The sequence below is a fragment of the Anabaena sp. FACHB-1237 genome (genome assembly GCF_014696225.1).
Classification (GTDB): domain Bacteria; phylum Cyanobacteriota; class Cyanobacteriia; order Cyanobacteriales; family Nostocaceae; genus FACHB-1237.
This window is the reverse complement of the sequence record NZ_JACJPV010000041.1, coordinates 18971-33726: the sequence shown is the minus strand read 5'-3', so window position 1 is coordinate 33726 and position 14756 is coordinate 18971. Positions and strand designations below refer to the sequence as shown.

The window sequence follows — 14756 nt, the reverse complement described above, 5'->3', positions numbered from 1 at the left end:
TATAGATCAATAGAATAGATCCCGGACTTCTCAAAGAAGTCCGGGATCTGGTGTATCAAAAACCAGAATATATAGATCAATAGAATAGATCCCGGACTTTTCAAAGAAGTCCGGGATCTGGTGTATCAAAAACCAGAATATATAGATCAATAGAATAGATCCCGGACTTCTCAAAGAAGTCCGGGATCTGGTGTATCCTAAAATAAAAAGTACCTTTGTGTCATGGGTAAAACTGTTGCAGGTTCACAGATTAATAACTCTCCATCTGCGCGAACTTGATATGTTTCTGCATCTACTTCTATATGAGGTAAAGCATCATTTAATTTCATATCTAATTTACTAATTTGACGAGTTCCTTTAACTGTAACAATTGATTTTTTTAGTCCTAACATTTGGGGAATTTCTCTTGCTAAACCAGCTTCAGAGATAAATGTTAATGATGTAGCATGACGCGCACCAGCAAAATTAGCAAACATCGGGCGAGAATGTACAGGTTGAGGTGTGGGAATACTAGCATTAGCATCACCCATTTGTGACCAAGCTATCATACCTCCTTTAATAACTATCTCTGGTTTAACACCAAAAAAGGCAGGTTTCCATAAACACAAATCAGCTATTTTTCCCTCTTCTACAGAACCTACATGGTCGGAAATACCATGAGTAATGGCAGGATTAATAGTATATTTAGCTACATATCTTTTGGCTCGGAAATTATCTGACCTCTCCCCCAACCCCTCTCCTACAAGGAGAGGGGAGTGTGTATTTTGCAATTTCTCTGTATTTTCTCCTACAAGGAGAGGGGAGTGTGTATTTTGCAATTTCTCTGTATTTTCTCCTACAAGGAGAGGAGAGTGTGTATTTTGCAATTTCTCTGTATTTTCTCTTGCAAGGAGAGGAGAGAGTGTTCCCCGTTGTACTTTCATTTTATGGGCGGTTTGCCATGTTCTAATTATTACTTCTCCCACTCTTCCCATTGCTTGTGAATCAGAGGAAATCATACTAAACGCGCCTAGATCATGTAATATATCTTCAGCCGCAATGGTTTCTCGACGTATGCGTGATTCAGCAAAAGCCACATCTTCAGGAATACTAGGATCAAGGTGATGACAAACCATTAACATATCTAAATGTTCATCCAAAGTATTTAATGTATATGGTCTAGTGGGATTAGTAGAAGAGGGTAAAACGTTGGTTTGTCCACACACTTTAATAATATCTGGTGCGTGTCCTCCTCCTGCCCCTTCGGTATGATATGTATGAATAGCACGATGTTTAAAAGCGGCTATGGTATCTTCTACAAAACCCGCTTCATTAAGTGTATCTGTATGAATTGCTACTTGAATATCATATTGATCAGCGACGGTTAAACAAGTATCAATTGTGGCGGGTGTAGTTCCCCAATCTTCATGGAGTTTTAAACCTATTGCACCAGCTTCGATTTGTTCTATGAGTCCTTGGGGTTGACTAGTATTACCTTTGCCTAAAAAGCCTAGGTTGACGGGAAAGGCATCCGCCGCTTGTAACATTCGGTAAATATTCCAGGGTCCGGGTGTACAAGTTGTGGCATTTGTGCCTGTGGCTGGTCCTGTACCTCCACCGATCATGGTGGTAATACCGGAGGCGATCGCTACTTCGATCTGCTGAGGACAAATAAAATGGATGTGGGTATCAATACCGCCAGCAGTTAAGATCATACCTTCCCCAGCTAATGCTTCTGTACCAGGTCCAATAATGATGTTTATATTATCTTGAATGTAGGGATTTCCCGCTTTACCAATTTTGTGAATTTTGCCGTTTTTAATGCCAATATCTGCTTTAATAATACCCCACCAATCGAGGATCAAAGCATTAGTAATTACTAAATCTACAGCACCATCAGCATTAGAAATTGGGGACTGTCCCATACCGTCTCTAATGACTTTTCCACCACCAAATTTTACTTCATCTCCATAGGTTGTTAAGTCTCTTTCTACTTCTATAAATAATTCCGTGTCTGCTAATCTAATTTTGTCTCCTACTGTGGGTCCGTAGGTTTCGGCGTAGGCTTTTCGGTTCATTTTGTAGGGCATATTTTTTATCCTTTGAATTGGCCAAATACTGTTAAATATTACCGTTAATTTTATTATTAAAACCGTAGATTTGGCGTGTACCAACTAGAGGAATAAGGGTGATTTCTTTTTCGTCTCCTGGTTCAAATCTCACGGCTGTTCCTGCGGGAATATCTAATCGCATTCCTCGTGCTTTTTCTCTGTCGAATAGTAGGGCGTTGTTGACTTCGTAAAAGTGAAAATGTGAACCTATTTGAATGGGTCTATCTCCTGTATTTGCTACTATTAATTTGGTGATGGGACGATTGGCATTGAGTTCAATTTCTCCTGGTGGAGTGATGATTTCTCCAGGTATCATAATCTAATTTCTCCTAAGTTACAAATTTTCTAAGAATTGGACAAAGGGTTTAAATGCTTGTGGACACAATTTAGCTATATCTTGATATCTTGCATTTGCTAATATAATTGGTGCATCTACAGATTCTTTATAGCTTTTACCATATTTTTTAAATATTTCCTCTACTATTCTTTTAGGTGGAATATCATGATTTTGATCTTCCACTGGTATTGTCCATGTTTTTGGTAGTTGAGTAACATCAATTCTACTGGATAGTTGACTTTCTGCTGCTAAAATTAATGATTCTAAATCATGTTTAAAACAGAAAACCTTAAATCTTTCTTGAAATCTGTGATCATTAATTCCTTTGCTTTGTAAAGTTTGTTGCAAATTCTGTAAAATTCCCTGTTCTAATTCTAGGAATGTTTCATGAGAGAATCCTTTATTTTTAGGATATAGATCAGGTATGACTACTACAATGGAATTGGGAATATTATTAAGAATATTTACCGCTTTAATGGGAATTTTAGTCAATAAATCTTTTTTAGCATCACCTCCTCGATCATTATTTTTTCCTTTCGTGGGAATAAATTCAATTTTGATACCTTGTTGTAATTTTACCTCAATTAATGGTCTTAATAATGCATCCATTGCTAGTTTATCAGATGGACCTTCTACATAAATTTCTACTCTTTCAACTTTCATGGAAGTCTCTCTAATTCATCACTACGGTGTAATTGTTCTATTTCATCTGCACCAAAATCATCAAGCATATCAATTAAAATTGGCGAATTTCCAGGTTTAATAAACTTTGCTTCTCCATTTTCTTTTCTAAGTACAGCAATTTGGGAAATATCAAACTGTGTTAGGAAATAAGATGAATGAGTTGCTAATAAGATTTGTGTGCGTTCAGATGCTTTTTCAAATAAACCAGCAAGTACGGGAAGAGTACGAGGATGAACACCTTGATCTGGTTCATCAATACAAATTAAAGATGGAGGTTTTGGTTGTACACATAAACAAATCCAACAAATTAACCGCAAAATTCCATCGGATAAATCAGCTAAACTCAATTCTTGATCAATTCCTGATTCTTGCCAAAAAGCGATCACTTCTCCTGGTCCACCCCGTGCTTTTACTGTTAATCCTTTAAAACCAGGAATTACAGAACGTAAATGTTGTTGTAATTCATCAAATGCTGTTCTATTTTCAGTCATTAAATAGAAAAGAACCGAACTTAAATTACCTGCATCTTCATGTAAAATTGGTTCTTGTTCAATGGGAACTGATTTACGAATTTTCTGATTTTCTATGTTGAAAGAACTATAAAACCTCCATTCTCGAATATATTCACGTAAGTTATATAATGCTTCTAGTGATGGATTTGTCATTGCACTCAAGGTTAGTTGATTATGACGCTTTAAGACAATATCTTGTTGAATTTGATCTTTGATTTCGACTTGTGTAAATCTTGTTTCTCCAGGTTCTCTAATGACACCTTTATTACCTCGAATATCCATGTATATATATGGATTAGTATATCTATTACTAAAAGGCTTAGATGATTCTACTCTTTCATAGGAAACTTGAGTTCGACCAATTGGCCCCATAATTTCGCCTAAATATCTAATACCAATTGGAAGACCTGTATCAATTTCAAGATCCCATTGAAATTTTTCTGTTCCTGGAATATGAAAAATCTGCTGTCCAATAGAACCAGAAATTATTTCGGGAGGGATATCCTTGAAAACACTATCTCGTAAAAATTTGAGAAATTCAAAAAAACTTGATTTACCAGCACCATTAGCACCAACAATAATTTCTAGTGATTCTAACTGTGATTCAAGATTTCTGAAAGGCCGATAACCTTGAATATTGACTGATTTTAATTTCATATTGTTTTTCCTTTATTTTTACTTTCTCCTATCTTAATCTTTGCTAACGAATGGGATTATGTACTGTAACTAATTTTGTCCCATCGGGAAATGTGGCTTCGATTTGCACTTCATGTATCATTTCTGGTATTCCTTCCATGACATCATCTCGCGTTAATAATGTTGTTCCATAACTCATTAATTCTGCTACGGTTTGTCCATCCCTTGCACCTTCTAAAATCGCCGCAGAAATCAAAGCCACTGCTTCGGGATAATTTAATTTTAATCCTCTATTTTTTCTCCTTTCTGCTACTAAAGCAGCAGTAAATATTAATAATTTATCTTTTTCTTGGGGTGTCAGGTTCATTTTTTTTATCCTTTAAATCTGCCAAACTCTCGGTATATTATTACTAGGAATTATATCATGATTTATCTGATTATTCAAGTAGTGCGATCGTAACATTTGCCAAATATTTGTAAACCATTTTCTCCCTTGTGATGTGGAATTACCACGATATCTACACAAAAGTCCATGTTCTAATTTTGTGACTCCAGAAAATAGGGGTTGAGTGATTAATAAACGTGCTTGTTCTATGATTTCTGATGCTATGGGCAAACCAATAAATACTAAAGTACCAATTACAGGATTTCCTCCTAAACCATGAGGACTATCAAATACTTTTTCACTACCAGGTAAATATTGTCTATCTATCCATAATGGTAGATCATTTTGCCAGATTTCCGTGTGCGATCGCAATTCTCCATCTATAAATTTCTCTCCTCTGGCTGTTCTACCTAATCTCATAATTTCCCATCCTAAAAATTTAGAATTTTCTCCTAGTTCTATCCGCAAGTCTTGACGGTAATTTGCACTGTTAAAAATAATATTTTCCTGGGGTAGATATTCCAAACAAGCATAATTATCAATTTTAATATTTACTGTTTGTCTAGCTTGTAAACCATTACTCCGATAAGTTTTATTAGCTGCGGCGGTAGTAATTAAGGCTTGAGAATTAGGTTGTAGATGAATATTCAATGTTAAGCGATCGCCTCCTACAATGCCCCCAGCAGTGTGTAAAATCACATTATGACAAATATCAATACCCTCTGGATAAAAGGAGCGTTGTATCTTCAAAGGGGCTTGGTTATGGCTATAAATTAACTGTGTCGAATTTTCGCGTTTAGCATAAACTAAGTTAAGTTGACCATGCCATGCTGGAATTATTTCAGAGTTGTTAATCATTAAACCACCTTTATGATAAAATCTTCCTAAGATCCGGGACTTTAAGAAATCCGGGATCTGACTCAAATATGATAAAACAAAAAATGTTAATTTTCACAAAGACTCAAGTTATTAATTCTGCTATTCCTGTTAATCTAAAACTTTACCTCACTGCTGAAGAAAGAAGTCGTAGCCGTTACCGTTTTATAACTCAAGATAATCAGGAAATATTTTTGCGTTTACCTAGAGGCACAATTTTACAGGATGGTGATATTTTAACTGATGAAAATGAAGAGAATTTTATCCAAATAATTGCTAAACCTGAACCTGTTTTTACTGTTATTGCTGATGAAATTCTCTTATTGCGTGCTGCTTATCATTTAGGAAATCGTCATATTCCTGTAGAGATTAATACTGGTTATTTAAGATTATCTCCTGATGCAGTTTTAAGAGAGATGATCCTACATTTAGGTTTAACTATTAAAGAGGAAATTGTCACTTTCTATCCAGAATTGGGGGCTTATGGAAATCACTCTCACACCTAATAATTTTCTATCTATTTTACAGTTAGCTAGTCCTGCTTTACCTGTGGGTGCTTATTGCTATTCTGAAGGTTTAGAAATGTTAGTAGAAAATGGCATAATTACTGATTCTACTACTTTAAAAGATTGGCTAGTAGCTGAATTATCCTATGGTGCAATTCGTGTAGATGTGGCAATGATCAAACGTGGTTTTGAATGTGTCAAAATTAAAGATTTACAAGGTTTAAAAAAATGGAATTTATGGTTATCTGCTTTTAGAGATACGGAAGAAATACGTGCTGCAAGTTGGCAAATGGGACGTTCATTAATGACATTGTTAATTAAATTAGAACCACAGTTTTTAGCAATAATTAACGTTGTGGGTTATCCTATAAACTATGCGATCGCTTATTCTATAGCTTGTAGTTATTGGCAAATTAATCTTCATGGTACATTATTAGCATATCTCCATAGTTGGTTATCCAATTTGATCACTGCTGGTATCAAAATTATTCCAATAGGACAAACTGCAGGACAAATTTTATTACTGGAATTACAACCAATATTAACCCAAACAATCAGCGAAATTTTGACAATGACAGATGATGATTTAGAATGTTGTAGTTGGGGTTTATCCTTAGCTAGTATGCAGCATGAAACCCAATATACTAGACTATTTAGAAGTTGAATTTAAGTAGGGTGTGTTAGCGGTAGCGTAACGCACCATAAACTTAATTAATGGTGAGTTACGGCTGTGCCTAACACTACAAGATAACTAAAAGGAGTAAAAATGACAAACGCCTTAAGAATTGGAGTTGCAGGTCCTGTCGGTTCAGGAAAAACCGCTTTAGTTGACTCTTTATGTAAAAAATTACGGGAAAAATATCAAATAGCAGTCGTTACCAATGATATTTATACCCAAGAAGATGCCCAATTTTTAGTACGTTCTCAAGCATTAAATAGCGATCGCATTTTAGGAGTAGAAACCGGAGGTTGTCCTCACACTGCTATCCGCGAAGATGCTTCTATGAATTTAGCAGCTATTGAACAATTAGAAACAAAATTCACTAACTTAGATATTGTCTTTTTAGAAAGTGGAGGAGATAATTTAGCCGCAACTTTTAGCCCGGAATTAGTTGATTTAACTATTTATGTAATAGATGTGGCAGCAGGTGATAAAATACCCCGTAAAGGTGGTCCAGGCATCACAAAATCTGATTTATTAGTTATCAATAAAATTGATCTTGCGCCCTACGTTGGTGCGGACTTAAACATCATGGAACGAGATACAAAAAAAATGCGTGGACACAAACCTTTTATTTTCACAAACCTGAAAACTCAAACAGGATTATCAGATGTGATAGAGTTTATTCAATCAGCTATTTGTTAAATCAGTAATCAGCTATCAGTATTCAGTTATCAGCCAATAGAATGAATAACATTTGTATTTCACAATTTCAGCTATTAGCAAAAGGCTAAAATATATCTACCCTTAAATAAAAACTGATTACTAATTACTAAGTTACTAATTACTAGTTACTGATTACTGATTACTTACTACAAGTTGCCCATAAACAACTACTTAAAAATCCAAACTTGGCCAATTTTCTTGACGGTAAAAATTGGTCATATCATCAAATTTTCTCAGTTCAACTCGGTTTACCAAAAATTCCGGTATTTCCTTTAAAGCCCAACTTTTGTTAAAGTCAGAAAACATATTACTGAGTTGATTTCTATCTAAATCATCAGCAATATGACCAAAATATCCTAACGTAATATGGGCTGTAAAATGATAATGTTGTTCAATTCCTAAACCCATTAAAGGACGATTTTGATAAATTAATCGGCGTAATGCCATAATTCTTTCATAAGAATTTTGATCTTTAGGTATTAAACAAATACCGATCGCTCTTGGCATTACTATTAATCCTAATACTTGCCAAATAATTACTTGAGTTTCCTGTGGTGCTTCTTGTTTATATGTAGTAAATCTTTCTACTAGACAAGAACTTAGTTGTTCCGCAAAATCGGGATTTTTTTGAGTAGCATGAATATAAGCACTATCCCATATTAAATCTGCTAATGTAATATGAAAACTAGCAGGAGGTAAAGCAGCAATTAAATCTGCTGGAATAGGTAACTGTAAAAGTTCCTGCTGATAGGTTTCTATTTGTTTGTAAAAATCAGCATTGACTTGATCTTCTCCTGCTGGTGGTGTAATCATTGTATAACCAGGAAAATTAGCAGCTTTTCTCACTCCTCCATCAAGTTGAAATTTAGAAGACTCTTGGATATGCTGAACTTGAGATTTGTAAGATTCTGGTAGCGTCATTCTCGCTACACGATTTAAGTAAGTTTGGTAATTATCGTCCAATTTTCATGACCTCGCACTCTGTTATAATATTGATTGTAAAGCTAATTAACAGCTTTTTTTTACTATGTTAACTTTTAACTATGCCAATTTATGTTTACTGGGGGGAAGATGATTTTGCTATAGAAAAAGCTGTAACTATTTTACGCGATCGCATTCTTGATCCGCTATGGATCAGTTTTAACTATAGTTGTTTCTCCCCTGATCAGTCTGATACCGTAATTCAGGCTTTAAGTCAAGCTATGACTCCTCCTTTTGGTGGAGGTGGCCGTTTAGTATGGTTAGTAAATACTAATTTGTTTCAAAGTTGTCCAGATCATGTTTTAACAGAACTACAACGGACTCTTAATGTAATTCCCGATAATTCCACTTTATTATTAACTAGTCGTAATAAACCAGATGAAAGATTGAAAAGTACCAAACTTTTTAAACAATTTGCTACAGAAGTACGTGAATTTTCTTTAATTCCTGCTTGGAAAACTGAATTATTAGTAAAAGCTGTGGAAGATGCAGCGAAAATTGTGGGGATTAAATTAACATCTCATGTAGTAGAATTTTTAGCCGAATCTGTGGGCAATGACACTCGTTTACTATACAATGAATTGGAAAAATTACAACTTTATATTCAAAGTAGTGGTAAACCTTTAAATGTGGAATTAGTTTCGCAATTGGTGAGAAATACCACTCAAAATACTTTACAATTAGCCAGTGCCATTAGAAGTGGAGATACTTCTAAAGCCTTAAATATTTTAAATGATTTAATTATTGCGGCTGAACCAGGGTTAAAAATTGTGGCCACCTTAATAGGACAATTTAGAACATGGTTATTAGTAAAAATGATGATGGAAAGTGGGGAAAAAAATCCGCAAGCGATCGCCCAATTTGCGGAAATTAATAACCCCAAACGGATATATTTTATTCAACAAGAAATTAAATCTTTATCTGTGAAACAATTAATTTCTATTTTACCTTTATTATTAGAATTAGAAGTTAGTCTTAAACAAGGTGCAGCAGAAACGCCCACATTACAAACTAAAATTATTGAGATTTGCCAAGTATGTCATTAATTTGTAGGTTGGGTAGAACGCAGTGAAACCCAACAACATTCGATTAAGATTTAAACATTTTTTGTCTGAATCAGGATATCCAGTAGGGTGCGTTAGCGTCAGCGTAACGCACCTTATCCCACAATAAAAACGGTGCGTTACATTTCATTAACGCACCCTACAATTAACGTTCGTAGGGTGTGTTAGCGCCAGCGTAACGCACCTTATCCCACAATAAAAACGGTGCGTTACATTTCATTAACGCACCCTACAATTAACTAACTATAAGCCTCCATCGGTAAACAAGAACAAACAAAATTCCTATCCCCAAAAGCAGCGTCAATTCTCCCCACACTCGGCCAAAACTTATACTCCTTACTCCAACTCGCAGGATAACCAGCTTGTTCACGAGAATAACCATGTTTCCACTCACCAATAATCAAACTTTCCGCAGTGTGAGGCGCGTTTTTCAAAACATTATCCTCCATATCCATCTTACCAGATTCGATCGCTGCAATTTCTTCACGAATGGCAATTAAAGCATCACAAAATCTATCCAATTCTGCCTTAGATTCACTTTCCGTTGGTTCTACCATAATTGTACCAGCAACAGGCCAAGAAACCGTAGGCGCGTGAAAACCATAATCCATTAATCTTTTAGCCACATCATCAATTTCAATGTTTGCTGATTTTTTCAAACTTCGCAAATCTAAAATACATTCATGTGCCACTAATCCATTATTTCCCTTATACAATACTGGATAGGATAATTCTAATCTTTTAGCGATGTAATTAGCATTTAAAATCGCTATTTTTGTCGCTTCAGTTAACCCATCGGCACCCATCATCACAATGTACATCCATGATATCACCAAAATACTCGCACTTCCCCAAGGTGCAGCAGAAACAGCACCATTAAATTGTGAATTTTCTTGTTGAGAATTAACAAAATGTCCAGGTAAAAATGGCACAAGATGAGAAGCAACTCCAATAGGTCCCATACCAGGGCCACCACCACCATGAGGAATACAAAATGTTTTGTGTAAATTCAAATGACAAACATCAGCACCAATATCTCCAGGACGACATAATCCTACTTGAGCATTCATGTTAGCCCCATCCATGTAAACTTGTCCACCATGTTCATGAATAATGGCACAAATTTCTTGAATTGCTGATTCAAATACTCCATGAGTTGATGGATATGTCACCATTAAAGCCGCTAATTCCTGACTATATTTCTCTGCTTTCGCCTTTAAATCTTTAACATCAATATTCCCTTGAGAATCGCAATTTACCCCCACAACTTTCATCCCACACATTACCGCACTGGCTGGGTTTGTACCGTGGGCTGACTGGGGAATTAAACATATATTCCGATGTCCTTCTCCTCGATTTTCATGATAATCTCTAATTACTAAAAGTCCCGCATATTCACCTTGTGAACCTGCATTTGGTTGTAAGGAAATTCCCGCAAAACCTGTAATTTCTCCTAACCATGTTTCTAGTTGCTGAAATAATATTTGATATCCTCTAGTTTGGTTAATTGGTGCGAAGGGATGTATCTTCCCAAATTCTGGCCAAGTTACGGGAATCATTTCCGATGTGGCGTTTAATTTCATAGTACATGAACCCAAAGGAATCATTGATGTAGTTAATGATAAATCTTTGGATTCTAGTTGATGTAAATATCTCAATAATTCCGTTTCTGAGTGGTATTTATTAAATACTGGATGGGTAAGATATGCACTTTCACGGCGTAATGGATAATTGTTAAAAGCAGTAAGTTCTTCTACACTAAAAGGTAAATTATCTGTACCTGCGAAAATTTGCCACAAATCTATTAAATCACTGGTATTTGTGGTTTCATCTAAAGAAATTCCTACAGTGGAATTATCAAAGATTCTCAAATTGATATTTCTCAAGTTTGCTGCTGCAAGAATATCATCTAATTTGCTATTTCCTAACTCAATTTTTAGGGTATCAAAAAAGTATTGATTGCTGATTTTATAACCTAACTTTTGCAAACCTACGGCTAAAATTGCCGTGTGTTGATGAACTTTTTGAGCGATCGCTCTCAATCCTGCCCCACCATGATACACTGCATACATACTCGCCATCACTGCCAATAATACCTGAGCAGTGCATATATTACTCGTAGCTTTTTCTCTACGGATATGCTGTTCACGAGTTTGTAAAGCTAAACGTAATGCTGTTTTTCCATGAACATCCTTAGAAACTCCCACAATGCGCCCAGGTACGGATCTTTTATATTCCTCCTTGGTAGCAAAGTAAGCAGCATGAGGACCACCAAAACCTAAAGGAATGCCAAAACGTTGGGTACTTCCCACCGCAATATCCGCCCCTAATTCTCCAGGCGGTGTTAATAAAGTTAAGCTCAAAGGATCCGCCGCAACGGTAACTAATGCCCCTATTTCATGGGCTTGTTTGATAAAATCACGGTAATCATAGATACTACCATCACTGCAAGGATATTGCAGCACCGCGCCAAAAATAGATTCAGTAAAATCAAAAGTTTGATGATCAGCAATAATCAGATTAATCCCTAAAGGTTTTGCCCTAGTTTTCAATACATCAATAGTTTGCGGATGACAGTCACTAGACACAAAAAAGCTATGAGATTTATTTTTACAGACTCCATAACTCATAGCCATCGCTTCTGCTGCGGCTGTACCCTCATCCAAAAGGGAAGCGTTAGCAATTTCTAACCCTGTTAAGTCTATAATCATGGTTTGGAAATTTAACAGTGCTTCCAGTCTTCCCTGGGCAATTTCCGGCTGATAAGGTGTATATGCAGTGTACCATCCCGGATTTTCTAAAATGTTGCGTTGAATTACGGTAGGGGTAATAGAATCGTAATAACCCATACCAATGAATGAGCGATATACCTGATTTTTACCAGCTATTTGTTTTAACATTTCTAATGCTGTATATTCGCTTTGTGCTTCTGGTAATTGTAGTTTTTCTTGCCAGCGAATATTTGATGGTACAGTTTTATTAATTAGGTCGTCAAGGCTAGAAATTCCTAACAAATCAAGCATTTTTTGAATATCATCATCATTAATACCTATGTGTCTTTTGGCAAATTCACTGGTACTGTTTGTATTAGTTTGATTGTTAGATTTTTCCGATGTTGATGGTAGCGCGATAGTTTCTATCACAATTTTGACTCCAGAGATTATTACTTAATATATTGTAATAAATCATTCTGAAAATATCAGTTTTTTATTTTATTTAATCTTTTATTAATTAATTAAATGAAATTAACTTTGTTTTGTTAAATATATTAGTTTTATTACGCAGAGTCGCAGAGTCACAGAGAGTTTTATTTTTATTGATGGAATTATAATTTATAGTTATCTATTTTCCATAAAAGATTAAATATTTTGACTTAATAGAAGTTTACCTTAATATTTTCTTAATTTTTAATTGAGAAATATTTTTATTTATGAACGATATTGACAGACTTTCAGCGATTTGGTAAAATTTCATAATCTAGGCGTAGTATTTACACTTTTGAAATTAGATGGGAATATTCCACGAAACTATGATTTTATCGTGGCATGAACTAGGTTAAATGTCAGGATATCAAAACATTTAGGTTTGTAATTGTTAGTGATTGATGACAATTTTGGTAAAGATTTATGTACTTTTTAGCGTCTGAGGTGTTGAGGGTGAAAGGGGGGATTGACAAAATACATAAAATGTGATATTGCACTTATACTAAATAAGAAATGAACCACGTTCGCGCAGCATCTCGAAGAGAAGAGACGAAGGAAGGGAAGGAAGAAATTGCTATTTATTGGTGGTTATAAGGTAATTGTACAAAATCAACTGAGAAAATACATTTTATAATAATCAAATTTATACTAAAATAGAACAATTATTTTTCTCGTAGCAATATTATGAGCTACTGCATAAATCCAAATTGTCAAAGACCAGATAATATTGGACAAAACCTATTTTGTCTATCCTGTGGTTCGGAATTATTATTAGCAGGTTCTTATCGAGTGATAAAACCTTTAGGTGGTGGTGGTTTTGGGAAAACTTATGAAGTTGATGATGGTGGAATAATTAAGGTTCTCAAAGTTTTATTTAATACCCATCCTAAAGCAGTGGAGTTATTTCGACAAGAAGCGGAAGTGTTACAATCTTTAAATCATCCTGGTATTCCTAAAGTGGAATCTGATGGTTATTTTATCTATTTTCCTAGAGATAGTAAAGAGTCTCTCCATTGTTTAGTGATGGAAAAAATTGAGGGTGTAAATTTAGAACAATATATGATGCAAAAAAACCATGAACCTATTGTAGAATTAGCTGCAATAAAATGGTTGAAACAATTAGCGGAAATTTTACAGGAAGTTCATCAAAAAAATTATTTTCATCGAGATATTAAACCACCTAATATTATGTTACGTCCTAATGGACAATTAGCTTTAATTGATTTTGGTACAGCCAGGGAAGTAACCCAAACTTTTATGCAAAAAGTGGCTGGACAACAAATAACGGGAATTATTTCTCAAGGTTATACTCCTCCAGAACAAATGAATGGTAAAGCTGTTCCTCAATCAGATTTTTTTGCATTGGGAAGGACGTTTGTTTATTTATTAACAGGAAAACCTCCCCAAGACTTTGAAGAAAACCCTCGTACTGGGGAGTTAATTTGGCGTGATAGTGCTAAGGATATATCTCCTAGATTAGCAGATTTAGTTGATTATTTAATTGCTCCTTTTCCGGGAAACCGTCCTAAGAATACCCAGGAAATTCTAAAAAAGATATCTGAGTTAAATTCTGGTTTAAGAACTTCTAAAAAATCAGAAAGTCAAAGTTCTGGAAGTCAAAGTTCTCAAAAACATAAATTAATCGCACAACTTCCAGATGAAGAAGAAAATAATCAAATTAATCAAATAAGTGGTAATGCACCATTTTGGGGGCGCAGTTTTGCTTATTTAATTGATACAATAATATTATTTAGTTGGTTGATGATCTGCGATTATTTTTATCAACAAAATCAAAATTATAGCGAGACTACATTTATAGTATTTATAGGCGGAATTTGGTTATATTTTGCTAAGTTAGAAAGTTCACAAATGCAAGGAACAACAGCAAAAGCATTATTTCAAATTAAAATAATTAATTCCCAAGGAAAGAAAATTTCTTTTTGGCTTGCTACTTGGAGATGTATAGTTAAAATGATTATTTTTTGTTTTTCTCTTGGTTTAATTGATTTAATATTTGCATTATGTACTCAAAGAAAACGCTCTTTAACTGATATTTTAAGTGGTACTGTGGTAGTTAAGAAAAATTAGTAGAATT

13 protein-coding genes are annotated in these 14756 nt (G+C 34.9%); 5 read left to right on the top strand and 8 right to left on the bottom strand.

The genetic code is table 11. From position 1 onward, the window contains the following. Nucleotides 1-197: 197 nt before the first annotated feature. From ureC to H6F32_RS16570, 6 genes are read right to left on the bottom strand one after another with little or no spacing between them, the layout of a single operon-like run. Nucleotides 198-2069 carry an urease subunit alpha gene (gene ureC, locus H6F32_RS16595; RefSeq protein ID WP_190370416.1) on the bottom strand — a complete coding sequence of 624 codons (1872 nt, stop codon included), beginning with the start codon at nt 2067-2069 and terminating at the stop codon, nt 198-200. Nucleotides 2070-2100: 31 nt separating this feature from the next. Next, nucleotides 2101-2406 (bottom strand): urease subunit beta, encoded by a 306-nt coding sequence (locus tag H6F32_RS16590; RefSeq protein WP_190370415.1) that lies wholly within the window; start codon nt 2404-2406, stop codon nt 2101-2103. Nucleotides 2407-2424: 18 nt separating this feature from the next. Then, complete coding sequence (locus H6F32_RS16585) at nt 2425-3090, bottom strand: DUF4276 family protein (protein ID WP_190370414.1); 666 nt, start codon at nt 3088-3090, stop codon at nt 2425-2427. After that, complete coding sequence (locus H6F32_RS16580; protein ID WP_190370413.1) at nt 3087-4280, bottom strand: AAA family ATPase; 1194 nt, start codon at nt 4278-4280, stop codon at nt 3087-3089. Before H6F32_RS16580 ends, H6F32_RS16585 begins: the two co-directional genes overlap by 4 nt. A 43-nt stretch (nt 4281-4323) precedes the next feature. Beyond that, entirely contained in the window at nt 4324-4626 is a 303-nt protein-coding gene (gene ureA / locus H6F32_RS16575; RefSeq protein WP_190370412.1) for an urease subunit gamma, read from the bottom strand. A gap of 12 nt (nt 4627-4638) precedes the next feature. Further along, the gene (locus H6F32_RS16570) at nt 4639-5502 is read right to left on the bottom strand and encodes an urease accessory protein UreD (RefSeq protein ID WP_190370411.1); all 864 of its coding nucleotides are present in this window, start codon (nt 5500-5502) and stop codon (nt 4639-4641) included. 83 nt (nt 5503-5585) lie between these two features. Between H6F32_RS16570 and ureE the strand changes: the two genes are divergently transcribed. From ureE to ureG, 3 genes are all read left to right on the top strand, one after another. Beyond that, nucleotides 5586-6026 (top strand): urease accessory protein UreE, encoded by a 441-nt coding sequence (gene ureE / locus H6F32_RS16565; RefSeq protein ID WP_190370410.1) that lies wholly within the window; start codon nt 5586-5588, stop codon nt 6024-6026. Continuing rightward, nucleotides 6004-6690 (top strand): urease accessory protein UreF, encoded by a 687-nt coding sequence (locus H6F32_RS16560; RefSeq protein ID WP_190370409.1) that lies wholly within the window; start codon nt 6004-6006, stop codon nt 6688-6690. Before ureE ends, H6F32_RS16560 begins: the two co-directional genes overlap by 23 nt. 102 nt (nt 6691-6792) lie before the next feature. After that, on the top strand, nt 6793-7392 hold the full coding sequence (gene ureG, locus H6F32_RS16555; protein WP_190370408.1) for an urease accessory protein UreG: 600 nt from the start codon (nt 6793-6795) through the stop codon (nt 7390-7392). 192 nt (nt 7393-7584) lie between these two features. On the opposite strand, the gene H6F32_RS16550 is transcribed toward ureG, so the two are convergent. Beyond that, entirely contained in the window at nt 7585-8376 is a 792-nt protein-coding gene (locus H6F32_RS16550; RefSeq protein WP_190370407.1) for a DUF1868 domain-containing protein, read from the bottom strand. Nucleotides 8377-8456: 80 nt separating this feature from the next. On the opposite strand from H6F32_RS16550, the gene holA reads away from it, so the two are divergent. Then, the gene (gene holA / locus H6F32_RS16545) at nt 8457-9440 is read left to right on the top strand and encodes a DNA polymerase III subunit delta (RefSeq protein ID WP_190370406.1); all 984 of its coding nucleotides are present in this window, start codon (nt 8457-8459) and stop codon (nt 9438-9440) included. 257 nt (nt 9441-9697) lie between these two features. Here holA and gcvP read toward each other — a convergent pair whose 3' ends face one another. Next, nucleotides 9698-12511 carry an aminomethyl-transferring glycine dehydrogenase gene (gene gcvP, locus H6F32_RS16540; protein WP_395939626.1) on the bottom strand — a complete coding sequence of 938 codons (2814 nt, stop codon included), beginning with the start codon at nt 12509-12511 and terminating at the stop codon, nt 9698-9700. 834 nt (nt 12512-13345) lie between these two features. Here gcvP and H6F32_RS16535 point away from each other — a divergent pair. Then, complete coding sequence (locus H6F32_RS16535) at nt 13346-14749, top strand: protein kinase domain-containing protein (protein WP_190370405.1); 1404 nt, start codon at nt 13346-13348, stop codon at nt 14747-14749. Nucleotides 14750-14756 lie beyond the last annotated feature (7 nt).